Annotated in this window: 19 protein-coding genes, 2 tRNA genes, 1 rRNA gene and 4 pseudogenes; 18 read left to right on the top strand and 8 right to left on the bottom strand. The window is 36.2% G+C overall.

Features of this window, described 5'->3' with window-relative positions; all coding sequences use genetic code 11:
• Nucleotides 1–8 precede the first annotated feature (8 nt).
• Together IPH11_06250 and IPH11_06245 are read right to left on the bottom strand one after the other, a co-directional pair.
• Nucleotides 9–977 (bottom strand): hypothetical protein, encoded by a 969-nt coding sequence (locus IPH11_06250; GenBank protein MBK6913263.1) that lies wholly within the window; start codon nucleotides 975–977, stop codon nucleotides 9–11.
• Nucleotides 978–1,034: 57 nt separating this feature from the next.
• Nucleotides 1,035–1,592: an RNA polymerase sigma factor gene (locus IPH11_06245; GenBank protein ID MBK6913262.1), complete on the bottom strand. Its 558-nt coding sequence runs from the start codon at nucleotides 1,590–1,592 to the stop codon at nucleotides 1,035–1,037.
• Between the two features lie 70 nt (nucleotides 1,593–1,662).
• Between IPH11_06245 and IPH11_06240 the strand changes: the two genes are divergently transcribed.
• From IPH11_06240 to IPH11_06200, 9 genes are all read left to right on the top strand, one after another.
• Nucleotides 1,663–2,949: a carboxypeptidase regulatory-like domain-containing protein gene (locus tag IPH11_06240; GenBank protein MBK6913261.1), complete on the top strand. Its 1,287-nt coding sequence runs from the start codon at nucleotides 1,663–1,665 to the stop codon at nucleotides 2,947–2,949.
• Nucleotides 2,946–3,098 (top strand): hypothetical protein, encoded by a 153-nt coding sequence (locus tag IPH11_06235; protein ID MBK6913260.1) that lies wholly within the window; start codon nucleotides 2,946–2,948, stop codon nucleotides 3,096–3,098. The genes IPH11_06240 and IPH11_06235 overlap by 4 nt, the downstream gene beginning before the upstream one ends.
• A 1-nt stretch (nucleotide 3,099) precedes the next feature.
• On the top strand, nucleotides 3,100–3,258 hold the full coding sequence (locus IPH11_06230) for a T9SS type A sorting domain-containing protein (protein ID MBK6913259.1): 159 nt from the start codon (nucleotides 3,100–3,102) through the stop codon (nucleotides 3,256–3,258).
• A 200-nt stretch (nucleotides 3,259–3,458) separates the two neighbouring features.
• A complete protein-coding gene (locus tag IPH11_06225) occupies nucleotides 3,459–4,721 on the top strand; it encodes a hypothetical protein (GenBank protein MBK6913258.1) in 1,263 nt (420 codons plus the stop codon).
• 11 nt (nucleotides 4,722–4,732) lie between these two features.
• Nucleotides 4,733–6,166, top strand: a complete 1,434-nt coding sequence (locus IPH11_06220) for a hypothetical protein (GenBank protein ID MBK6913257.1) — start codon at nucleotides 4,733–4,735, stop codon at nucleotides 6,164–6,166.
• Nucleotides 6,167–6,178: 12 nt separating this feature from the next.
• Entirely contained in the window at nucleotides 6,179–6,526 is a 348-nt protein-coding gene (locus tag IPH11_06215) for a hypothetical protein (protein MBK6913256.1), read from the top strand.
• Nucleotides 6,527–6,639: 113 nt separating this feature from the next.
• On the top strand, nucleotides 6,640–8,103 hold the full coding sequence (locus tag IPH11_06210; protein MBK6913255.1) for an OmpA family protein: 1,464 nt from the start codon (nucleotides 6,640–6,642) through the stop codon (nucleotides 8,101–8,103).
• A 35-nt stretch (nucleotides 8,104–8,138) separates the two neighbouring features.
• Entirely contained in the window at nucleotides 8,139–9,386 is a 1,248-nt protein-coding gene (gene pepT, locus IPH11_06205; GenBank protein ID MBK6913254.1) for a peptidase T, read from the top strand.
• 83 nt (nucleotides 9,387–9,469) lie between these two features.
• Nucleotides 9,470–10,684, top strand: a complete 1,215-nt coding sequence (locus IPH11_06200; protein MBK6913253.1) for a U32 family peptidase — start codon at nucleotides 9,470–9,472, stop codon at nucleotides 10,682–10,684.
• A 19-nt stretch (nucleotides 10,685–10,703) separates the two neighbouring features.
• Here IPH11_06200 and IPH11_06195 read toward each other — a convergent pair whose 3' ends face one another.
• Nucleotides 10,704–11,258 (bottom strand): inorganic diphosphatase, encoded by a 555-nt coding sequence (locus IPH11_06195; GenBank protein ID MBK6913252.1) that lies wholly within the window; start codon nucleotides 11,256–11,258, stop codon nucleotides 10,704–10,706.
• Nucleotides 11,259–11,273: 15 nt separating this feature from the next.
• Nucleotides 11,274–12,573 (bottom strand): annotated as a pseudogene (locus IPH11_06190) (sodium:proton antiporter).
• Between the two features lie 239 nt (nucleotides 12,574–12,812).
• Between IPH11_06190 and IPH11_06185 the strand changes: the two are divergent.
• The 5 genes and pseudogenes from IPH11_06185 (at nucleotide 12,813) to IPH11_06165 (ending at nucleotide 17,536) form a co-directional block, all read left to right on the top strand.
• Nucleotides 12,813–13,070 (top strand): hypothetical protein, encoded by a 258-nt coding sequence (locus tag IPH11_06185; GenBank protein ID MBK6913251.1) that lies wholly within the window; start codon nucleotides 12,813–12,815, stop codon nucleotides 13,068–13,070.
• Between the two features lie 201 nt (nucleotides 13,071–13,271).
• On the top strand, nucleotides 13,272–14,870 hold the full coding sequence (locus tag IPH11_06180; GenBank protein ID MBK6913250.1) for a proline--tRNA ligase: 1,599 nt from the start codon (nucleotides 13,272–13,274) through the stop codon (nucleotides 14,868–14,870).
• Nucleotides 14,842–15,517: pseudogene (locus tag IPH11_06175) on the top strand (phage antirepressor protein). The gene IPH11_06180 and the pseudogene IPH11_06175 overlap by 29 nt, the downstream one beginning before the upstream one ends.
• 560 nt (nucleotides 15,518–16,077) lie before the next feature.
• Nucleotides 16,078–16,974, top strand: a complete 897-nt coding sequence (locus IPH11_06170) for a hypothetical protein (protein MBK6913249.1) — start codon at nucleotides 16,078–16,080, stop codon at nucleotides 16,972–16,974.
• A gap of 91 nt (nucleotides 16,975–17,065) precedes the next feature.
• Nucleotides 17,066–17,536, top strand: a complete 471-nt coding sequence (locus IPH11_06165) for a (4Fe-4S)-binding protein (protein ID MBK6913248.1) — start codon at nucleotides 17,066–17,068, stop codon at nucleotides 17,534–17,536.
• 2 nt (nucleotides 17,537–17,538) lie between these two features.
• On the opposite strand, the pseudogene IPH11_06160 reads toward IPH11_06165, so the two are convergent.
• The 4 genes and pseudogenes from IPH11_06160 to IPH11_06145 all read right to left on the bottom strand — a co-directional run bounded on the left by IPH11_06160 (nucleotide 17,539) and on the right by IPH11_06145 (nucleotide 20,508).
• Nucleotides 17,539–18,188 (bottom strand): annotated as a pseudogene (locus tag IPH11_06160) (NUDIX hydrolase).
• Nucleotides 18,189–18,316: 128 nt separating this feature from the next.
• Complete coding sequence (locus IPH11_06155; GenBank protein MBK6913247.1) at nucleotides 18,317–18,772, bottom strand: hypothetical protein; 456 nt, start codon at nucleotides 18,770–18,772, stop codon at nucleotides 18,317–18,319.
• Entirely contained in the window at nucleotides 18,738–20,327 is a 1,590-nt protein-coding gene (locus tag IPH11_06150; protein ID MBK6913246.1) for a hydrolase, read from the bottom strand. Before IPH11_06150 ends, IPH11_06155 begins: the two co-directional genes overlap by 35 nt.
• Nucleotides 20,293–20,508, bottom strand: a complete 216-nt coding sequence (locus tag IPH11_06145; protein MBK6913245.1) for a hypothetical protein — start codon at nucleotides 20,506–20,508, stop codon at nucleotides 20,293–20,295. Before IPH11_06145 ends, IPH11_06150 begins: the two co-directional genes overlap by 35 nt.
• 168 nt (nucleotides 20,509–20,676) lie before the next feature.
• Here IPH11_06145 and IPH11_06140 point away from each other — a divergent pair.
• The 4 genes and pseudogenes from IPH11_06140 (at nucleotide 20,677) to IPH11_06125 (ending at nucleotide 24,906) form a co-directional block, all read left to right on the top strand.
• Nucleotides 20,677–22,733, top strand: a pseudogene (locus IPH11_06140) (acetate--CoA ligase family protein).
• A gap of 336 nt (nucleotides 22,734–23,069) precedes the next feature.
• Nucleotides 23,070–24,614: ribosomal RNA gene (locus IPH11_06135) — 16S ribosomal RNA — on the top strand.
• A gap of 93 nt (nucleotides 24,615–24,707) precedes the next feature.
• Nucleotides 24,708–24,781 (top strand) — tRNA-Ile (locus IPH11_06130).
• A gap of 52 nt (nucleotides 24,782–24,833) precedes the next feature.
• Nucleotides 24,834–24,906 (top strand) — tRNA-Ala (locus IPH11_06125).
• The last annotated feature ends 73 nt before the right edge of the window (nucleotides 24,907–24,979 follow it).

Genomic DNA, 24,979 nt, shown 5'->3' with positions numbered 1-24,979 from the left:
AACACAGACTACTCCAAATCACTCAGAATATTTTCAGCCTCAATCATTTTACTACCTTTTTCTTCAATAACTTTCTCCAAATATTTTTTTGCATTTTCTTTATCGTCAAGCATCAAGTAAGCCTTTGCGATATAAAAATGTGCATTCATTGAGAGATTCTGATATTTACCGGAAAGGTTTTTCTCAATTGACAGTTGGAGATTTTTCAACCCATCCTTTGCATTCGATTTATTATATGAAGGAAATAAGCCTATGAAATTACTTTCAGCAATTTCAAGATAAACCAATCCTAAAACATAGTGTGTATAAAAAATTGTTTCGCTGTTAGAATTTTCTTGAATATCTTTTTTTAAATAAGAAATGGCTGCGTTGTAATCTTTATTATCAAGAGCGCTAATGCTTTCCTGAAAATAATCAGTAGTTCTTCCTCTGCTAATATAGAAATCGGATTTATCTTCGAGAGATGCGTGTTTGAAAGCCGAGGGTGTTGCTAATTCTGAAACTAAAAATAATGATCCGAATAATACGCCGATTAACAGCACTGCGGCGAACGCATAATATTGCGGATTCATCTTTCTAAAAAAGGGAGCTTTTTTAGAATTTGAATTAAAAGCTTTATCTGAATTTGTGGCGAATTTGTCAGTTAGAAAATTTTCAACATCGGCATATTCGGAATTGATCATTGTGAACTGATCTTTGCAAGCGGCGCATTCTTGCAGATGGGCTTCAATCCAGGGAATTTTAGCTAGAATATTTTGGTCTTCCGGTTCAAGATTATTTTTGACTAATATAAAATCTTTCAATTCGTCAAACGAGATATGGTCGGATTTCTTTAGTGCTTTACCTAACTTGATGTAGGTATTGTAAAATTCCTTAGCCTCAAGGTCATTTTTAAGAATTTCCTCAAGCTTAAGCTTTTCGACTTCGCTAAGCGATTTTTTCTGGAGTAAATCCAGGATGTATTCAAAGTTGTTCATTATAATTTTATTTTTTTCACAATACAATAGTTATTTTAATTCCCAAAAGGTGACAATTTAAAATTTGCCTCTTAGTTCACCGAGAGTTCTATAAAACATTTTTTTTATGGCGTCTTCTGACTTGTTTAACTTAATTGCTATATCACTGAATTTCAAATCTTCATAAAATCGCATTCGGATAATTTTTTGTTTGTCTCCTGCAAGTGTGTCAATAATTGAGTTAATTTTTTCTGCATCAATTGAGTGATCCGGGTTAGAACTTGTATCGTGAAGATATCGGGCTTCCTCTAACTCGAAAGTTCGATTAGCTTTATTCTTTTTATACCAGTTAATAAAACTTAAAAAAAGAACTCTTCTAAGCCAGAATTCAAGGTTTTCTACCTTTTGATATTGCTCGGCAAATGCCAAATAAACGTTGTTTGTCAAATCGTCAACATCATCAGTATTAATTATTTTTCCCTGACGCTGTTTAGACTGGAAATAGCTAAAGGCAATATTCCGAACATGGATTGAAAGTGTTCGGAACGCTTTGGAGTCTCCTGCCAAAGAAGCTCGAAACAACTCATCAAGTTCTTTTTGACTAAAATTTATGTAATTTAAATTATCTATTGCCAAGTTTTTTTGTCACTTTTTAATGCGTAAACTTACTAAACAAAAAATACAAATCTTAAAATTATAAATTGATATGAAAAATTTTTCAAAACTTTTGATTTTACTACTTGGGTTTAATTCTTTTTTATTGGCTCAGCCTAAATTAGACATCGAGCCGGGAGAAATTGAATTTGAGGATATTTTCAAAAGGTTTGAATCGGTTTATTTAATTAATGAAGGTGATCAGCCGTTAGTAATAGATTCAATCCAGTATAATCATGACTTGTATTTTCTAAGATTTGATGGACCATGGCAAAGTCCAAATCAATTGATGCCGGGCGATTCCGTAAAAATGGATTGTATCCTTATCGGGTTTTATTATATCTCTTCTTTCGATACTACTGACACACTATTCGTTTATAATAATGGAGAAGAACCGATTGAGGACTTAAAAATTAAAATTGATTTTTTTGATGATGATCAAAGCACCGGAATAATTCAAGGTATTATTACTGATGGAACTAATCCAATTCCCGAAGCCGAAGTTAATATTATATACGGCGGTAACTATATTCTTAAAAAATCTTTTACTGATATTAATGGTAACTTTTCTTGCATGCTTCCGCCCGGAGAGTTTACCATCGCAGCGCAAAAAGATTCCTTCTATGTTGGATTTTATGATGGTCAGTTTGCACCCTTTTATGCAAAGAAAATAATACTGGAAGCTGATTCGACAGTAAATATTAATATTACATTATCTAAAATGCTTGAGACTAATCAATCTCTTTCCGGGCAGGTAGTTGATAGTGTTTCCGGTTTTCCCTCAAAAGGAATTGTTGTAATTCGTACAGGGGGGCATAACCCGAGTAAAATGATTCAATTAAACGATGTTCCGATGCCGGATAATATTTACACTGTGTTTACTGATAATCAAGGATTTTTTAGTGCAAAGAATATTATAAATCCTGGCTATTATTATGTGCAGGCTTTCTCAGATTTTTTTGTCCCTTCGTATTATGGTGATCCAACTTCAACGGTATTCTGGCAATTAGCTGATTCAGTATTAGTTGATTCTCCCGTGACAGGAAAAAATATAGCTCTGCTAAGAGACTCCTCCTTTGGAGGGGGCAAAGGAAGTGGATTCGTAAATATTATGCCGGGGAAAAGTTTTGTTCCCGCTGATGTTATACTTTATGCTCAGTCAATCACAAATAATTTAATTTACAATTATGGATTCACGCAAATTGACGGAACTTTCGATATCGGTTTTCTACCCCAAGGAACATATAAACTTGTTGCTCAGAGAATAGGTTTTTCAGATGCTTTTAGTAAAGAGTTTAGTGTTGATCCTCTAAACCCTATGGTAGATAGTATTGAGTGACATTCTATCTCACATCTGCTGATAATGGTGGAAATATAATTCCCGATGAAATGGTGCTATATCAGAATTATCCCAATCCGTTTAATCCTTCCACAACGATTGAATTTTCTGTTCCGGTTCCGCACAAATGTATCTCTAAAAATTACTAATTTGCTCGGTGAGCAAGTTGCAGAACTTTACAATGGTGAGATAGCTTCAGGCAGGCAGAAGTTTACATTCGATGCTTCTCAGCTAAGTTCAGGAGTATATTTTGTGAATCTTGTCTCACCCGGTTCAAGGCAAACAAAGAAAATTCTTTTATTAAAATAATTTCCCTCTTCCTTAAAGATGACATCCGGCTTTTCGGGATGTCATCTTTTTATTTTCACTCATTCAGGTTATTGACTTTCTCCATTCATCTTTGTAAAATGTTTCAGGAATTTCAAAAAGGTTTATATAAGTATTATCTGCGGGCTAAAACCATCGAAAACCTTATTTAACATTTTTTCAATAATATTTAGGAGGCTCTAATGAAAATCATTCTTGTTCGTTCAGTTCTTTTCTTTGCAGCAGTTTATTGTTTCATAGCTGCTAATTATAATAACACTAATTCCAATTTATTTGGAGATAACAACAGTGTATCCCCCTCCACCAATGCTGTTAAGTATGTAACTCCTCACGGAACGGGTGATCACTCAGGCTCGAGTTGGACGAATGCCTACTCATTTAAAGATATGCAGGACAAATTAACTTCAAATACTTCTTACTATCTCATTGACTCAACTTTTGTTGTTGATAGTATTTTTATCAGCAATCTTAGCGGCTTATCTTTCATTGGTAAGGGAAAAACCAAGACTATACTGCAAGGGCAATCAAACCCTTTTGATGATGACCCTTACCTCTGGAGCATTAAGGGATTTGATCTTGAGAATGCTGATAACATTACAATCAAAGATATACAGATCAGAAAGTTCAGAGGATTTGGGATAAGAGTGGACGCAGCATCGAGTTACTTTTACGCTTATAATGATTCGATAGTTAATTGCGGCTGGGCGGCAGTTGAAAATGATACATTGGTAATTGCAGCACCAAGTGGAGTAAAGCTGCTCGGTGATGATGCAACATTCAGGAGATGTTACGTTATGTATTCAGGTTGGGATGGAATGCAAGTAGGGGCTTATAGAATTGTAATTGATTCAACAATTATTTATGCAACTGGACAAGATCCGAATGTGATTAGTCAAGGCGACGGAATTGGTGCAGTAGTTAATAAGGATAGTTCTTACTATGTTCACATAAATGAAACAGACTCAGTTATTGTATATAAGTCTGCCCAATTCACAGTAACAAATAGTGAGATTAACACAGTTTATCCAATCAAATCAGGAATAGAAGCTGGAGAAAAAGACAGTTCAAAACATTCAGAGAAACCACTTGTACAAATTTATAATTGCAAGATAACTGGTGGAAAGGGTGTGGGAATCACACAGGATGCACATCCAAGGGTTGGGCATTTTTATTCTTCAATACAAGGCAGTAAAATAAAATCATTAGATCCTGAGCGCCCTACATGCAGAATTGACTCTGCTGATCCATCACCATATAATACCCCATCTTGGGGCTCGATAAAAAATAATACGTTTTACAGCCCGGAGGGATACAATCCATTTGTTGGTAAGGATTGTCCAGTCGGAGAATTTTACACCGATAGTACTGCAGTATTATATCTAAATAATACTTGGATAAAGGCAGATACGTTGACGGATTTTTGTGTTAAACACAACGCTGAGTAGGAGATATTAAAATGAAAAATCACAATGTATTTATAATAGTATTAATTTTATTCTTAATTAATGCGATTAGTGCACAAAACATATTATGGAAGAAAAACTTTGGACTTAGCACCGCTGATGATTTTGGCAGAGCAGTAATCGAAACAACTAATGGTAACATTTGCATTGCAGGGTATACTGGATCTTATGGTTTAGGTGGATTTGATGTGTGGTTAATAAAAATAGACGCCAATGGCGACACACTTTGGACAAAAACTTACGGAGGAGGTGGTGATGATTATGCTTACGCGATGAAGCAACCCAATGACGGAGGATTTATCATTGGTGGAGCAACAAACTCTTTTGGCGCAGGTGGGCTGGATTATTACATCATTAAAACTGATTCACTTGGTGATACACTATGGACAAAAACATTCGGTGAGGTTAATGATGATATTTGCTGGGGTCTCGAAGTTGTTGAAGACGGATATGTTTTAGCTGGGGAAAAGAATTCAAATTTATATTTATTAAAGACTGATCTTAATGGTCAATATATTTGGGAAAGAATTTATGGAAATAGTGGGGATGACATAGCCTATAATATAAGAAGTGTTAAGGACGTAAGCTTTTTGATCGTTGGCAAAACAGGTACACCAACTGAGCGTGCTTGGTTACTAAAAACAAATTTACTTGGTGACACACTATGGACAAGGAAATATGGTGAATCATACGACTCCTTTCGTCAGGCTGAAGAAACAGAGGATTCAGGACTAATAATTACAGGAATGCGTGGCATAACCCTTGAAGGTTGGAATCTCGCATTACTTAAAACCGACTCCCTTGGAAATGTAGAATGGGAAAAAACTTATGACTACGATAATGATTATGATATCGGTTATTCGGTTCAGCAAACTATAGATGGTGGTTATATTGTAACCGGAGGAGGATCTATTTACGATTGGATTAGTCACGGTTGGATAATTAGAACTAACTCCTTAGGTGATACTCTTTGGACAAAATATATTGAGGGTTATCCTGATCAAGCTAATCCTAATACTACTTTTTTAGATTCTTATTTCTTTTCAATAATTCAAATGTCAAATGGGGATTATGTTAGTACGGGTATAGAGGCACAAGCTCCATTAAACGATCAAATATGGCTTGTAAGAATCTCCAGCGACATTGTCCCTGTCGAACTAACCTCCTTCTCGGCAACAGCACAGCAAAACAACGTAACACTTAACTGGCAAACAGCAACGGAGATAAATAACAGCGGGTTTGAAATGCAGAGGAGTCAAATGTCAAACGTCAATAGTCAAACGGATTGGCAGGTCATCGGTTTTGTTCCCGGATTTGGTACTACTACCGAACCAAAAAGTTATTCTTTCACTGATGAAAATCTTTCTGCTGGAAAATATCAATACAGATTAAAACAAATTAACTATGATGGAACTTATGAATATTAAAACACAGTTGAAGTGGAAATAAATTCACCAACAGAATTTACATTGGAGCAGAATTATCCAAATCCATTTAATCCAACAACAAAAATAAAATACACCATCCCTTCTGTCACCCTGAGCATGCCTGTGGCTTTGCCATCGAAGGGTGACGTTTATGTAACATTGAAAGTTTACGATGTACTTGGAAATGAAATCGCAACACTCGTAAACGAGCAGCAGCAGCCCGGCACTTACGAAGTTGAGTTTAACGTAGGACAGGCTATCAGCCTGTCCAGCGGAGTGTATTACTACCAACTACGAGTTTACCCCGTGAGCGGGGCCGGTAGTTTTGTTGAAACTAAGAAGATGATAATAATGAAATAAAACTATTAAAAGCTGCCTCGTGCAGCTTTTTTATTATACACAATAATTCTCAATTTTAATTTACACGTAAATAACCTTAAATTTGAATCGTAATTCAAAAATTAAGGAAATCTATGAATCTGTTTTTTAGAATTGTTTTTATTGCTGTAATTTTTTCTATTTCAGTCCACGCACAAAAAATTTCTAATCAATTATATCATCCGTTTTCGGGTACACTTGTTTTATCCTTTGAAGGAGGTTCGACACTTGAATACACTGACTTTAAGGGCAGTGGATTTGATTATTTCGGTAGAGCAACTCTCGAATACTTCTTTGCTTCTTCAACAAAAAGCTCTTTTGGATTAAGAGCGTTTGGGGGTGGTGGATTTATATCGGGAGAGGATACGAGATTTGATCCAACTATTTTTCGAACTAAAATTGGATTCTTTGGTGGTGGAATTGTTTACGCATTTTCTTTAGGTGAAGTAGTATTTCCTTATCTATTTGCGGGTGTTTCAAATTTATGGTTTGATCCAAAAGGCGAAGCCGATCAAAAACTGCCAAATAATCTTGCAGATGTTTACAAGAAAAATGAATTAAATTATAACGGTGAATTAGGCTTTAGATTTTTGATTACTGATAACACAACTATTAATCTCGCCGGCGGTGTGCAGATAAGTCCAAATGATTTTCTTGATGATATTGCATCAGGAAAAAGCAACGACATATTTTTTACTTTGTCTGCTGGATTATCTTATGCATTTTTTACGCAAAATGATATTGATAATGATGGTGTCGTTGACTCCAAAGATGTTTGTCCAAATACACCAGCCGGAGTAAAAGTTGATGAGTTTGGCTGTCCTCTTGACGGAGACAAGGATGGGGTTCCCGATTATCTCGATAAATGTTTCTCAACGCCAAAAGAAGTCAAAGTTGATAAAGACGGCTGCCCGCTTGATTCAGACAAAGACAATATCCCCGACTATATGGATTTGTGTTCAAATACTCCCTTTGGAGTTGAGGTTGATGAATTTGGCTGTCCCTTTGATCGTGATGCTGATGGCGTTCCGGATTATCTTGATAAGTGTGTTGCCACTCCCTATGATGTTCAGGTTGATGCAAATGGCTGTCCGATTGATTCGGATAAAGATGGCTTACCGGATTTTCTCGACCAATGTCCGGACACACCACTTGGTGATAAGATAGATCAGAATGGATGCACTGTTGTCGAGCCGAAAATTGTAAAAGAGGAAATTAAAGAAGTAACCCTTAGCGGTGCGACCAATTTTGGGTTTAACAGCGCTCAGCTATTACCCACCGCTTACGCCGAACTTGACAAATTAGTTGTATCAATGAAGGAAAATCCATTAAGCCGCTGGAGAATAGAAGGACACACTGATAATGTCGGTTCTGCGGAAGGGAACAAAAAATTATCTCTTATGCGTGCCGAATCCGTTTTAAATTATTTTGTATCAAAAGGAATTATGAAAAACAGGTTTGAAGTTGTCGGGCTTGGTAAGGAATTCCCTATTGCCGATAACAAAACCGAAGAAGGTAGAGCAAAAAATAGAAGAGTTAAAATCATTAAAATTAATTGAAGCAAATTTTCTTAAACTAAAAACTTGAGGTTAATATGTTCGATGCAAATTATAAATTCACTTGTGTTGAGAGATTTTTAAAGTATGTTAAATACGATACACAATCAGATGAAGAATCAACTTCATTTCCAAGCTCTGAAAAACAAAAAATACTTTCTAAAGATCTTGCGGAAGAATTAAAAGCGCTGGGATTAAAAGATGCTCATATGGATGAGTGGGGTTATGTAATGGCTACTCTTCCATCAAACACAAATAAAAAAGTTGATCCGATTGCATTCATCGCGCACGTTGATACTTCTCCTGCGGTAACTGGAAAAGATGTAAAGCCAATGATTAGAAAAAATTATCATGGCGGGGATATTAAACTTGAAAATGGAGGATGGGTTATTTCTGTTGATGATAATCCTGATCTAAAAAATATGATTGGATTTGATATCATTACCACCGACGGCTCTACGCTATTAGGTGCTGATAATAAAGCAGGTGTTGCTGAAATTGTAGATGCAGTTAATTATCTATTGACTCATCCAGAAGTTAAACACGGAGATATTAAAGTTTGCTTTACTCCTGATGAAGAAGTTGGAAGAGGAACTGAAAAGATTGATTTAAAAAAACTTGGCGCAAAGTATGCTTATACTATTGATGGATCAAGCAAAGGCGAACTTGAGACTGAAACTTTTTCTGCCGATGCTGTTGTTATAAAATTTTTTGGCAAAAACATTCATCCCGGCTATGCAAAAAATATAATGGTTAATTCAATAAAAGTTGCTTCGTACTTTATTGATAATCTTCCTAAAGGCACATTATCTCCTGAGACAACCGATGGCAGAGAAGGCTACGTTCATTGCGGATATTTTAATGGGAATGAAGAATTAACTACTCTTAAATTCATCATCCGTGACTTTATAACATCAAAGCTTAAAGACTACGAGGATTTTCTAAAAAAACTTGCGGAGGAAACAGTTGCAAAATACCCCGGCGCAAGAATGGAATTCCAGGTAATTGAACAGTATAGAAATATGAAAGAAATTTTAGACAAACATCCGCACGTTAATCAATACGCTGTTGAAGCAATGGAGCGATTAGGAATAAAACCAATCATGCATCCAATTCGCGGCGGTACGGATGGATCGCGTTTATCTTTTATGGGATTGCCAACACCAAATATTTTTGCAGGCGAGCATAGTTTCCATTCACAGCTTGAATGGGTCGCAATTCAAGATATGGAAATGGCAGTAAAGACAATTGTTGAGGTTGCAAAAGTTTGGGAAGAAAAAGCTTAACACAATAGCACGCGGATGACGCTGATTTTGCTGATCTGCGCTGATCAGTTTAATCAGTGTCATCTGTGTGCCATTTCTTTTATATGATAACTAAAAACAACAAACCAGAACTTATGGCTCCAGCAGGGGATTGGACTATGTTGCGGGCTGCTGTTAGCAATGGTGCAGACGCTGTTTATTTTGGCTTGGATAAACTTAATATGCGTGCAAAGGCTGCAAACTTTACTCTTGATGAACTTCCCGAAGTAGTTTCTTTTTGTAAAGAACACAAGGTAAAAACATATCTTACACTTAACACAATTGTTTTTGAAGAAGAGATTGCTGAGCTTGAAGAAATAATTATTTCAGCCAAACAAAACGGCGTTGATAGAAGTATCTGCTCTGATCTTGCCGTTGCTGATTTATGTTATAAACACGAATTTCCTTTTTGTATTTCCACGCAAAGCTCAATCTCAAATTCACTTGCTGCTGATGTTTATAAAAGAATGGGTGCAGTAAGAATTGTTATGGCGCGTGAGTGTTCATTAGAAGAGATTAAGAAGATTCGTGCAAAAACTGATTTGGAGATAGAAGCATTTGTTCACGGTGCAATGTGTATTGCGGTTAGTGGTAGATGTTTTATGAGTCACCATTTATTTGGCAAAAGTGCAAATCGCGGCGAGTGTGTCCAGCCTTGCAGACGAGAATATGAAGTGATTGATTCTGCAACTGATAAATCTCTAATCATTGGTGAAGATTATGTAATGTCACCCAAAGATTTATGCACAATTGAATTTATTGATCAGTTAATTGAAGCCGGAATAAATTCATTTAAAATTGAAGGAAGAAAAAGATCGCCGGAATATGTTGCTAAGTCAGTTTCAATTTACAGGCAGGCGATAGATCTTTATTTTGAGGGGGGATTGAATGAAGTGAAGAAAAAAAAATTTCTTGGCGAACTTGAAAAAGTTTATAACCGTGGTTTCTCCTCTGGATTTTATTTTGGCATTCCTTCATCGGAGGAATACGCTGGAGTTAATGGTAGTAAAGCAACCACAAGAAAAGTTTATGCGGGTAAAGTCGTAAATTATTTTAGCAATATTCAAGTCGCTCACATTTTAATGGAATCAGGTCAAATAAAAATTGGTGATGAAATTTTAATAATGGGAGAAACAACAGGAGTGCTTGATATTAAATTAGAAAAGCTAACTGTAAATGATAAAGACAATTCGTCTGCTAAAAGAGGAGATGAAATAACTTTAGAAATTCCTTCTCTTGTTAGACGAAATGATAAAGTTTATTTAATTGAAAAATTGTAGAAACGTAGCTTATACAACTCTACTTCGTTAAACTATCTTTCATCTTATCATATAACTCAATCGCATTGTTAACTATGTTGTAAGCAGCTTCTCGTCCAAGAAACTGTTCAACTATAACTTGTTTGTGCTCTAACTTTTTATAATCTTCAAAAAATCTTCTTAATTCTACAACAGTGTGCGGCGGAAGTTCTGTAATATCATTTATGTAATTAACTGCCATGTCATTATTAGCAACCGCAACAATTTTATCATCCTGCTCGTTATCATCAATCATGTGCATAACCCCGATGACTTTTGCTTCGATAATACAAAGCGGATCAACATCAATTGAGCAGATTATAAGAATATCCAATGGATCTTTGTCATCACAATATGTTTGTGGAATAAATCCATAGTTAGCAGGATAATGAACAGATGAATAAAGAACACGATCTAATCTTAATAATCCGCTTTCTTTATCAAGCTCATACTTACCTTTTGAACCTTTAGGTATTTCGATAATTCCGTTTACAGTTTTTGGTATATCTTTTCCGGGACTAACATTATGCCAGGGGTGAAATGGTTTTGAATACATTTTTTCTTTTCTATTTTATATAAAAAGTAATTGAACTAAAATAAAAATTGGTAAAAGTACTATTATTGAAAACTTAAACATATAACTGAAAAAATCCAGCATCTTAATATTATTCTCTTCCGCAACAGCTTTAACCATAAAGTTTGGGCCATTGCCAATATACGTCATCGAACCAAAAAATACTGCTGCTGTTGATATAGCTTTTAATAATAATTCTGGAATTCCTGCCACTAAAGTTCCCTCAGTAATTCCAAGTCCTAAAGCAAGGGAATGAAACGTTACAGCGGTTGGAGTGTTATCAAGAAAGCTGCTGAGTAATCCTGTGTAATAATAAAATTGACTTACTGTCTCAACACCAAGTTGTTTTGCATTAGATTCAAGATATAAAAGACAAGGTACCATCGTTATAAAAATCCCAAAAAATAAATATGCAACTTCTTCAATTGGGTGCCAGGTAAAGTTGTTTGATGCGCGTAAAAGTTTTGGAGTGAACTGCATTGATAAAAATGCCATCAAAACAATTACAGCCTCTTATAAACTTGAAGTAAGGATTAATATTGATAAAAGAAAGATATTGTTCATTAAGAAAAGCGACCGCCAAAACTACTCCAATCAAGGAAATAAAATTTCTTTTGCCTTCAATCTTTATCGGTCTGATGTTGGATTCATCTCTCGTTATTGCTGATTCAGGTTCTTTCTTGTAATAATAAGTATCAACAAAAAAATAGATAATTAATAACAGTGCATTTGTAACAAACCATTCAGGTGCTAAATGGAAAAACCAGGTAAATGGCGCACCTCGCAGATACATCATAAATAATGGCGGATCACCCAGTGGAGTTAATAAGCCCCCGCAGTTAGCTACTATTGCAATAAAAAATAATATAGTATGTACTTTAAATGTTCTCTCCTTATTTGTTTGAATTACCGGTCGGATTAAAAGCATCGCCGCGCCGGTTGTTCCCATTAGTGAAGCAAGTACCGCACCAATTCCTAAAAAGAGAGTATTGATTTTAGGTTTAGCTTCTATGTCTCCTGTTAAAAGAATTCCGCCTGTTATTGTAAAAAGTGCACCAAGCAAAATTAAAAACGGCACATAATCAAAAAGCATCGTGTGAATTAACTGATGAGAAAAATTATTTGTCAGTAAATAGATGACTACCGGAATACTGAGTACTATTGCAACATAAAGTTTATTTTTATTTTTTTCCCAAAAGTGATTCCAGAACAAAGGGAAAACAGCAATTGATACAAGCATTAAAACAAAAGGTAATAAGCTTAGAAGGGGTATTTCAACCTGAGCAGAATGTTCCATAAAATACTTTCAATAATTTTATAATTGTTAAAATCTACAAGGGTGAACTTAAAGAATTTACAATCAAAATTATATCTTATATACTCACCTTACTCAAAATCAGCATTTATGCCATTCTGTGGCAATGCCATCAGCATGACAAATGAGTACGGCGGGTTAATTAAGTAAAACCTCAGTCTATTTTCATAACATATCATATTATTGCTGCTAAATGTCAAGTTGAATGCCAAAGATATCAATTGACAGCATACATAAATAAAGTGATAGGAAGCGACAATGAGATGACAGGAAGCGAAAATAAGATGACAGGAAGCGAAAATGAGATGATAGGAAGCGAAAATGAGATGATAGGAAGCAAAAATGAGATGACAGGAAGCGAAAATAAGATGACAGGAAGCGAAAATAAGATGACAGGAAGCGAAAATAAGATGACAGGAAGCGAAAATAAGGTGATAGGAAGTGAAAATTTACTGCTGGCGTGTAAAAATTACCTATAAAGACAGTTGGACTCTCCTTACTCAAAATCATCATTTATGTGATTCTGTGGCAATGCAATCAGCATGATAAATGCGTAGGGTGAGTTATATATAAAGAATTTATCCATTTAATTATAATTTAACCAACTTTGATAAGCCTTTTCAAATCAGTATTTTTCCACTCAAAATTTCCATCAAACAAATTAAAACGAAAAATATTCAATGAGATTATCAAAATCTTTTGTTCCCACCCTAAAAGAAGTTCCGAACGATGCTGTTGTTATCAGTCACATATTAATGCTTAGAACAGGAATGATCAGAATGTTATCTGCCGGAATTTATTCATTTCTGCCGCTTGGTTATCGAGTCGTTAGAAAAATTTCAGAAATCATTCGTGAAGAAATGAATGCAATTGGAGGACAGGAATTTCATCTTCCCGCACTTAATCCTAAGGAAATTTGGGAAGAAACAAATCGTGTTGAAGCTTTTGGTGATACAATGTTTCATCTAAAAAATCGCGAGTATGTTTTAGCTCCAACTCATGAAGAGATTATGACTTATCACGCACGCAATGTTGTAAAATCGTACAAAGATATGCCGCAAATCTGGTATCAGATCCAAACTAAGTTTAGAAATGAACCAAGACCAAGAAGCGGCGTAATTCGTGGCAGACAATTTTTGATGAAAGATGCCTACAGCTTTGATACAAGCTGGGAAGGATTGGATAAATCCTACAAGTTACACGATAAAGCTTATAGAAACATATTTGATCGTTGTGGGCTAAAATATTTTGTAGTAGGTGCATCAAGCGGTGCTATGGGTGGAACTGGTTCCGAAGAATTTATGGTTAAATCTGTTGCCGGCGAAGATACAGTTGCTTATTGTGAAGCTTGCGGCTATGCTGCCAATGTTGAGGTCGCTGCATCACGAATTGATTCTGTTGAAAGAGATGCTGAGAGTAAAACTATTTATGAAATATCAACACCAAATGTTCATTCAATAGATGAGCTTTGTGAATTTCTTAAGATAGATGAAACACAATGTGCAAAATCCAGAATTTATATTCATAACGATAAACCTGTTTTAATTTTAATGCTTGGTAATGATGAAGTGAATGAAACAAAACTAGAAAAAGTTCTTGGCGGCAATGTTCGCTCTGCTCATCCGGAAGAATTAAAAAATATTTCTGGGGCAGATGCTGGTTCAATTGGTCCGGTTGGATTTAATGGAAGAATTATTGCAGATAATCGTTTGAAAGATGCAAACAATATGTTTAGCGGTGCAAATAAAAATGATTATCATATTGGCGGAATTGATTTTAATCGTGACATTCCATCAATTGAGTACGCAGATTTTAGAACGGTAAAATCAGGTGAAGGCTGCCCGCGATGTGAAAAGCATCTTGAAGTTTTTCCCGCAATTGAACTTGGGCATATATTTAAACTTGGGACAAAATATTCCGATTCGATGGGTGCATTGTTTACTGATGAAAAAGGTGACGAACATCCTATTATTATGGGAAGTTACGGAATTGGAGTGGAACGTGTAATGGCTTGTTATATTGAGCAAAATCACGATGCAAATGGAATTATTTGGGATAAAATTCTTGCACCATTTCAAGTTCACTTACTTGGATTGAATTTGAAGAAGCAGGAAATCGTAGATGCTTGTGAAAAAGTCTACAAAGATTTAAATGAGCAATCCATAGAAGTTCTATTTGATGATCGCGATGTAACTGCAGGATTTAAATTTAATGATGCAGATTTACTTGGTATGCCAATCCAGGTTGTAATTGGCGAAAAGAAACACAGATTCAACTGATCCGGCACAATACTTTAAGCGACTTAGGCAAAGAGATCCAGAGCTCGAAAAATTGATTAGCAAAGGAGCGGTACAATTTGTACCACCCCTTAAGCTAAAAATAGAAACAGCGGGTGGCAGCCAAAAAATGTACTGCTGGAATACTGAAGGTATTTTTAGATTAATCCAATCAATTCCTTCACCCAAGGCAGAGCCATTTAAAAGATGGCTTGCAAAGGTGGGATATGAAAGAGTTCAGGAAATTGAAAATCCTGAATTAGCATCTAAAAGAACAAGAATGCTTTATAAACTTAAAGGATATTCTGAAGATTGGATTGAAAAAAGAATGCGCGGCATTGCAATCCGGGAAGAATTAACTGATGAATGGCAAAAGCGTGGAGCTAAAGAAAACAAAGATTATGAAATTTTAACCGCAGAAATATCAAAAGCAACTTTTGGAGTTACTCCTGCGCAATATAAAAAACTGAAAAAATTACAGAGAGAAAATCTCCGCGATCAAGATGGATGACTTTGAGCTTATTTTTACAATGCTTGGCGAACGATCAACTATTGAGATACACCGTACAGAAGATTCAAAAGGAGGTACTAAATTAAAGTCAGATGCAAATGCCGGAGGAAAAATCGCGGCGATGCAAGAAAACAAGTAGAGAAAAAAACTTGGACATTCTGTTGTTTCTCCAAAGAATTTTCTAAAAATCCTGAGAGCAAAAAAATATCTAATTAGAATATTCGATGTTAATACAGCACAACGCTTTTCTGTTGATTTGAGTAATACGATAAGTAAGATTAAGGAGTTGTTGGGATAATTTTTTAAGCAAAGATGCATTTCGATGCTTCTCTATATATTAAGAGTTGATCTTCCCTATTCTAACAATTCCAAATACTTTCCTTCATATAATTTGAAAACAACAACCATATAATGCCGCTGCAAAACGAATAGAAAATATTTTTATATTTAATTGTATAGGTAAATTCGTTAATTAAAGAGGCTTTCCTTTTTATAATTATTCATTCTATATTTGCAAAGTACTTAAGTTATTCTACTAAAACGTGAATGTGTTAGATGTTTTAGGAATATTAGAGTAAAAAATAAACAAAATCAAATAGACGTTTTCAAATCTAATTCGAATTCAAACCTATAAATTCATCATAAAAATTTAGCCAGTAAACAAATAAATAGCATTCAAACATTTCAGGGAACTCAATAATGCTCAATAAATGGTCGGAAGAAGAAATAAAAATCCTTAAAAGATTATATAGTAAAAAAGGTGCAAAACCCGTGGCAAAATTATTAGGCAGAAAACCCGATAATGTTATGGCAAAGGCGGCAAAACTTGGTATTCGGTTTAGTAAAGTGCGACCTTGGGAAAAATGGGAGGACAATTATTTAATAAGGCATTACGCCGATCGGAAAAATTTATCCATTTCTCATACTCTTCGTCGAAGTATTCCTTCAATTATGAACAGAGCAAAATTTTTAAACCTGAGTGCAGCAAAATCACCATCGTGGACAGAGGAAGAAAAGAATATTTTACGTGAATTATATTCGGATAGAAAAAATGCACTTGAGTCTATTTCGGAAAAATTGAATAGATCTAAATACGCGGTTCTATTACAGGCGCAAGTGCTTGGAATAAACAGACCAAGACATGATCATGAATGGACTAAGGAAGAAATTGATTATTTGAAGCAGAACTATCAAACAAAGTCGTATGGAGAAATTGCTTCGGAACTTGGGCTTACTCATAGTGCGGTATCTCATCAAGCAAATAGGCAGGGGTTGAAGCTGCGAGATAAAGGCAGATCATGGACAAAAGAGGATCAGGAGTTTATAATACGTAATTATAAAAAAATCCCCACCAAAGAAATTGCACGCCAATTAGGTCGAAGCATAAATGCAATTATCACAATAGTTGGACCGCTCGGAGTTAGTGCGGGCAGAAGTCGTTCCTGGACTGAAGAGGAATTCCAAATTATGAGAGAAAATTATGGGCGAATTCCACTTCAGGAATTAGCCGGCAAAGTTAATCGAAGTACACAAGCTGTTAGCGCAGTCGCCATTAAATTAGGGCTTACAAAGAAAAGAAAAATCTCTAGCATGTAATTTGTAAAATTAAAATGCATTTCTGTGATTATAACTGAAAAACGCTATTGTTCTTTTCAATAAAAACCAATATTTCCAAATTAAAAAATGAATGCCTGACATAGCAGATAATAGCACGATCTTAAATTTTAACAAACAAATGGATATAAAAAAAGAGTACTCAAATGGAGAAATAACGATATTGTGGCAAGCATCAAAATGCCAGCATTCCGCTAATTGCATTCATGGGCTGCCAAAAGTTTTTAACTCAACTCAATCACCGTGGATAAATATTTTTGGAGAAAGCACCGAGAAAATTTTGGAAACTGTCAGTAAATGTCCGTCAGGTGCATTAACTGTCAAAGAGGTATTAAAGTCAGGTAGCGAATTAAAGCGGGGGGATGCAATTCAAATTGTAGTTTCAGAAAATGGTCCAATAAATATTAAGGGAAATTTTGACATATTTGACTCTCGTGGAAATAAAGTGAAGTCAAAAGGCAGTGTTTCACTTTGCCGATGTGGGGGATCCGCAAGCAAACCATTTTGCGACGGCACGCACAAAAAAAATAATTTTCAAGGTTAGAGTTAGTCGAAAAAAGTCATTCTGTTTGGATCAGATAAATGTTTTAATAATTCATCAATGTGTTTGTGATTAGTTCGATTTTGTGAAAAGGGGGGAAGGTTATCGAATGGAAAAAATTTTGCTTCAAGAGTTTCCTCGCTGTCTGTCGCCTCTCCACCGATCAATTCGCACAAAAAAATAATTTTGAATGCATGAAAAAAAATTCCAATGGTCTTCCTGATCTATTTGCATCGAACACGCCAATTATTTTTTTTGGCTGTACATCAAATCCACTTTCTTCTTTTGTCTCTCTGATTGCAACTTCGGAAGGTAAATCACCAACATCAGCCCAGCCGCCGGGCATAGCCCAGCAATTATCTGATCGTTCCTGAACAAGTAATATTTTGTTTTGACTAATCACTGCAGCACGAACATCAATTTTAGGAGTTGCATAACCCGGATGTGATAGAAATATTTTTGCTAATTCGGTAGATTCAGCTTCGCAATAGAGCGAAATAATTTCAGCGGCTATTTCTGTTAAACGATTGTATCGCTCCGTTTCATATTTCGTTTGTGCAAATGCAAGCCCTGTTTGAGAAAGTGTCTGAATTTCTCTAGCCCATTTTAACCAAGGTGGTAAGTTTTTATCGTCTGAATTATTTTTATTGCTCATATTGAAAATCATCATAAAAGAAAAAGAAGAATTCTTAGTAATTAAAAATTTACTCTTTAAAATAGAAATTCCTTAGAATAGAAAAATGATTCTAAGGAATTTTATGTGTTGAGGTAAATGAGAAAAAATTAAAAGTAATAAAGGTATTTTATTTTAATTACTGCTGCTCTATCTGTTAAGATGAATTTTAAGGGAAGAGAATTTCCCTGAATGTCGAATTGGAGGCTTCGATCTCTAAATTCATTAAATGCAAAATAAATCCAACTTTTAGGTGAAAAATTATAAGAGAATAACAAACCGAAAATTATACTTTCTAATTTATCTGTTGATCTTACATAAACGTTATCAACATAAATCCTCAAACTAAAATTGTTAAATGGGGTTAGAGCTGCATACGGGCGCATATTGTAAGTAACATCTTCCACCAACCCTTCTGGATTGCCTTCGATATAAACATTAATATCCGAACCAAGATTCAAAACATTCAAAGCATCCCAGGCAATCGAAGCTCCGGTGAATGCATAGAAGGCGAGATAATCACGTGAGAAGTTATAGGTTTTGAATATCCCCCCACAGATTCCCATTCCACACAGGTGAAATATTATACCAGCTGCTGATATTTAAATCGTAAGATGAAAAAGTTTTTCCAGCATCTTTAGTTTTACCTTTCCCGAAAGTTATTTCATATCCCCAGTTGTCTCTAAACTGCATATTGAATCCTATAATAGCCTGCAAATCAGTGTATGCATCTATTTTTTCGTAGTTTCCGGCGATACCGCCATAAAGAAGTATTTGTCTAATGTAACCATCATCAAAATACCACGATGGACCTGAGATGCCAGCGAATTCAGTCGTCCCTTGCCAGGGCACAAAACCGACTTCATTAATATCAAAGTTATTTCCAACGTACCGAATACGAGCAAGGTTCAACCAATTTTCACCAAACATTGTAAATCCCGCAGAGCCGGCAAAATCACCCTGATCATTTTTAATGGATCGGGCAAGTTGATAGGCAAGCTGCCAGGTCGATTCTCTGAATGCGCCGTCAATATCAATAACTCCATAGATATTATCTTGATTCTTTTTCCCAACAAATAAAACTCCAATTGTTGAGTTTTGAAAAATTTGTTTTTTGATTCTTGCCGAACCAAATATTGACTTTGGTTCGGCAATGTTTTGTCCTTCAATTGAATAATCAGTTTTGCCGGTCATTGAAACAAACCCGCCGTACTCCCAATCACCAAACCGTCCAAATGCTTTTGTGCCAAAGGTTAAAGGGACTTCATTTCCCCCTGGAAGTTTTTTGCCTATTCGTCTCGAATAAAAAAGTTCAAGGGGGCGGTAGAAGCCAGTGTTGTTTTGCCTGCCGGATGCATTGAATACCTCGCTTCCTTCGGTAAAAAAAGGTCGGCGCTCGCTAAAAAAAGTTTCATACCGGGAAATATTAAATGTAAACGGATCAGCTTCAATCTGTGCAAAATCAGGATTGACAGTTAATAAAAATTTTAATTTTTGTGATGGATTATAAAGTACATCAAGCCCTATATCAGGATCGAAATCGTATTTTTCATTTCCAATATAATTTAGCTTCCCAATTGCAACAGGATAAATTTCAAGATTTAATCCTTTTACCTGAGGTTTAAAATCGTTTAGAAGCAGAGTTCCGAACTTGGAAATTCTTTGACCTTCATTCTGTTCGTACTCACACCAGTATATATCTTCAGAATTGTAACCGAACCAGCGGTCGAAATCTATACCCCATTCAGTTAAAGTTTCATCATACTGTATAGATTTATAAGGAATTTGAATTTCAACAACATAACCCCAATCATAAATTTTTGATTCAGTAAACCAGATACCATCCCAGCTATAGTCACGATTTCTTGCATCATCGAGCAGCCGGGAATCAGCACGTCCACCTGAAGCAGTAACAGCAAATTTATATGCGGTTTTATTATCTCCAAATGTGTCGAGCATTATAGATACAATATCTCCGCTGAATTGGTCAAGCATACCTGTTGTTTGTTGAATTTTTCCCAACTCTTCGAAACAAATCATCAAACAATATAGTGCACCATTTGTCGTTAGAACCTTGGCTACAGTTTTAACCGAAGGAGTTTGGTTGAAGTATGGCTGCAACTGAAAAAAGTTGATTGCCGAATCGGCTTGACCCCAAATTTGGATCAATCACCCCATCAATTAATATATCTTCATCAACCGTGTGAAGGTTTACTACTTTGTCTAAATTTGGAGTAACAATTTGTGCTTTTGAAAATGAATAGATGAAAATGAAAACCAGTAAGACTAAAAAAAAATTCATAATTGTTGACGATTCTTTGTTTTTAATTAAGACTAACGAAATATTAAAATAGTTACTATGAGTAAAAAAATAATTCTGTAGGAAAGGTTAAAAATATTTTTTAGTGGTTAATTATAATTGATTTAATTGTTTCTATTAAGTTTGTTTATAAAAATAAAGGGAAAATGTATGTCCAGTTTGTTCGATTCTTTTTTCTACCCTAAATCAATTTGCATCGTGGGTGCATCTTCAAAACCTAAAAGCCTTGGTTACGAATTAACAAAATCAGTCAAACAATATGGATTTACAGGTGATCTTGCACTTGTAAATCCCAAAACAGAGGAAATTCTTGGTTACAGATGCTATCCAACGATAAGCGATATAAATTATCGAATTGATCTTGCGATTGTAATGGTGCCAAAACAATTTGTTGAAGAAACATTAAAAGAACTAATTAGAAAAAAAATTGAGGCAATCATTCTTATTACGGCTGGATTTAAAGAAACAGGTGAGGCTGGTGCTGAAGCCGAGAAGAGAATTCTAAAATTTATACGAGAATCCAAAGCAAGAATGGTTGGTCCAAATTGTATGGGAATTATTAATGCGCTTCCATCAATTAAAATGAATGCAACATTTGTTGCTGAAGAACCACAAAAAGGGACTATGGCTTTTTGTTCGCAAAGTGGAGCCATTGGCGCCGCAGTACTAAATTCATTGCGCGAAACTGATATTCGATTTGGACAATTTATAAGCGTTGGTAACAAAGCTGATATAAATGAAAATGATCTTTTAGAATACTGGCAGAACTGTAAAGATGTAAGTGTGATAACTTATTACTTAGAAAGTTTTGTTGATGGCGAGAAGTTCATTAAATATTTTATTGAAGATAAAATTATAAAACCGGTTATTGTTCTTAAGGGGGGGAGAACTTCGAGTGGAATAAAAGCCGCCTCATCACACACAGGCGCTCTTGGCAGCAGTGACAAGGTGGTTGATGCAATCTTAACTCAGTTTGGAATTATTCGCGCGGATGATTTAAATGATATGTTTAACAGTGCCAAAGGATTTGAAGATTTTCCAGCACCGAGAGGAAATCGAGTTGCAGTAGTTACGAATGCCGGGGGACCAGCAATTCTAACAGTTGATACACTTGAAAAAAACAATCTTGCACTTGCGGAACTATCCCCAGAAACAAAAAGAAAGCTAAGGGATATCGTTCATCGTGAAGGGAGTGTAAATAATCCTGTTGATTTACTCCCAGGCGGTAGCGCTGAACAGTTTAAAGCTGTAAACGAAATTCTTATAGGGGATAAAAATGTGGATACGGTAATTTCAGTTTTTGTTGAACCAATAATGGTTAAAGCCCTTTCAGTTATTGAAGAGATCAATGACATTAAATCTGAAAAGCCAATTTTTCAGGTTGTAATGCCGTTACCAGAATTTTGGCAGGAGTACCGAACCGAATCAAAATCAAAGCGACCTTTATTTAAGAGACCCGAAGATCCGGCGGTTGTTATTAATAATTTGTTAAAGTTTCAAAATAAAAATCAAATAATGGTAGAATTAAAAAAGATGCAAAAACAAAAAATTTTACATTAAATAAAAAGCTGGGAAAGTTTTTATCCACAAGTGAAATAGCAGAATTGTGTGAGTACTATAAGCTGCCATTAATCAACAATGAAATATTAAGTTTTGAGGAACTGAAGAATAAAGATTTTAACTTCCCTATAGTGATAAAAGGAATTGGTGATAAAATAATCCATAAAACTGAATTGAATGGTGTTGAGTTAAACATTAAGACAAAATCAGAATTAATAAAAACAGCGGAAAAAATGTTAATGAATTTTCACTCAAAAAATATCCCGATTAATTTATTTCTCATTCAACCTTTTTTGATAACAAAGTTTGAACTATTAATCGGAGCATTTCGAGATTTAAGCTTCGGTCCAATGATAATGTTCGGCTCTGGCGGTAAATATGTTGAATACATTGATGATACAGTAATGCGCTCTGCCTATCTAACCGATAATGATATTTATGAAATGATTAACTCGACAAAGATTGGTAAAATAATTCAAGGTGTTCGAGGAGAAGAACCAGCAGATATGAATGCAATAAAATCTGCGATAAAAAATCTTGCTCAAATGATGGTCAATCACAAGGAAATTACAGAAGTGGATTTGAACCCATTATTTGTTACCGCAGATAATAAAATCTACGCTGTGGATGTAAGGATTAAGTGTTAAATTAAATCAAAAACATAAATTTTACGTTAACAACTTTTAGGATATAAAACTCGATTTATAAAATGAAAACAACTTCATCGAAAGATTTATTTTAAAACTACTTGACTTTAATATTCAAAAGTCTATTTTTGTAAGTCTATTTTATAATAGTTCTTAAAAATTTGAATCATTGATGTATGATAAAAATTAATTACTTATTGACTTTCAGTAAGTAATATCCTACATTTGTAACCCAATTTTTATTAAATGTTCTTTGAAAGAGTGAGTGCGTTTAACCAGTCAGTTAAACGGTTTCAATAAGCGAACAAAAGCCAAGATTACATAAAATTAAACTCTACAACGGAGAGTTTGATCCTGGCTCAGGACGAACGCTGGCGGCGTGCTTAACACATGCAAGTCTACGAGAATAAGGTAGCAATATCTTTAGTAAAGTGGCGCACGGGTGCGTAACACGTAAGCAATCTACCTTTAGGTATAGAATAACTCCGAGAAATCGGGGCTAATACTATATGATGCAGCGGCATCGCATGATGATGTTGTTAAAGTTGCAGCAATGTAACGCCTATAGATGAGCTTGCGTCTGATTAGCTAGTTGGTAAGGTAACGGCTTACCAAGGCTACGATCAGTAGCTGGTCTGAGAGGATGATCAGCCACACTGGAACTGAGACACGGTCCAGACTCCTACGGGAGGCAGCAGTGAGGAATATTGGGCAATGCCCGCAAGGGTGACCCAGCAACGCCGCGTGGAGGATGAATGCCGTAAGGTTGTAAACTCCTGTTAGAGGGGACGAAATATTCAGCTTCGTAAGGATCTGAATTTGACTGTACCCTCAGAGAAAGCCCCGGCTAACTACGTGCCAGCAGCCGCGGTAATACGTAGGGGGCAAGCGTTGTCCGGATTCACTGGGTGTAAAGGGCGCGCAGGCGGGTTAATAAGTCAGAGGTGAAATCCTACAGCTCAACTGTAGAACTGCCTTTGATACTGTTAATCTTGAGTTCGGAAGAGAGAGACGGAATTCCAGGTGTAGTGGTGAAATACGTAGATATCTGGAAGAACACCAGTAGCGAAGGCGGTCTCTTGGTCCGATACTGACGCTCAGGCGCGAAAGCGTGGGTAGCAAACAGGATTAGATACCCTGGTAGTCCACGCTGTAAACTATGAATACTAGGTGTTGGTCCCATTGGGATCAGTGCCGCAGCTAACGCATTAAGTATTCCACCTGGGGAGTACGATCGCAAGGTTGAAACTCAAAGGAATTGACGGGGGCCCGCACAAGCAGTGGAGCATGTGGTTTAATTCGATGCAACGCGAAGAACCTTACCTAGGCTTGAAACGCAAGTGACAGGGTATGAAAGTACCCCTCCAGCAATGGCACTTGTACAGGTGCTGCATGGCTGTCGTCAGCTCGTGCCGTGAGGTGTTGGGTTAAGTCCCGCAACGAGCGCAACCCTTACTATTAGTTGCCATCAGGTAATGCTGAGCACTCTAATAGGACTGCCTACGCAAGTAGTGAGGAAGGTGGGGATGACGTCAAGTCCGCATGGCCCTTACGCCTAGGGCTACACACGTGCTACAATGGATGTTACAATGGGTAGCGAAACCGCAAGGTGGAGCCAATCCACTAAAGGCATCCCCAGTTCGGATTGGAGTCTGCAACTCGACTCCATGAAGTTGGAATTGCTAGTAATCGCGGATCAGCACGCCGCGGTGAATACGTTCCCGGGCCTTGTACACACCGCCCGTCAAGCCATGGAAGCCGGGAGTACCCAAAGCCAGTATCCTAACCGCAAGGGGGGAACTGTTTAAGGTAAAACCGGTGACTGGGGCTAAGTCGTAACAAGGTAGCCGTACCGGAAGGTGCGGCTGGATCACCTCCTTTCTAAGAGTAATCAGAACTGTTTTCTGACTGCAACACACTCACTCTTCTTTTTTTCCCGAGCCTATTATGGCTTTTAGTTCTCTTTTAGAACCTGGGCCTGTAGCTCAGATGGTTAGAGCGCACGCCTGATAAGCGTGAGGTCAGTAGTTCAACTCTACTCAGGCCCACTTCGGGTGAAACTGCTCTAATATGGTCAATCCCCAAAATCATTTTAATTTTGGGGCTATAGCTCAATTGGGAGAGCGCCGCCCTTGCAAGGCGGAGGTTATCGGTTCGATCCCGATTAGCTCCACAACAAGTTTTTGTTCTCTTTATTTGAACAATGTTCTTTGAAAGTATGGTAGAGTAAAAACAAATGGATTATC

The organism is Ignavibacteriales bacterium, from assembly GCA_016709155.1.
Classification (GTDB): Bacteria; Bacteroidota; Ignavibacteria; order Ignavibacteriales; family Ignavibacteriaceae; genus JADJEI01.
This window is presented reverse-complemented; position numbering and strand designations above follow the sequence as displayed.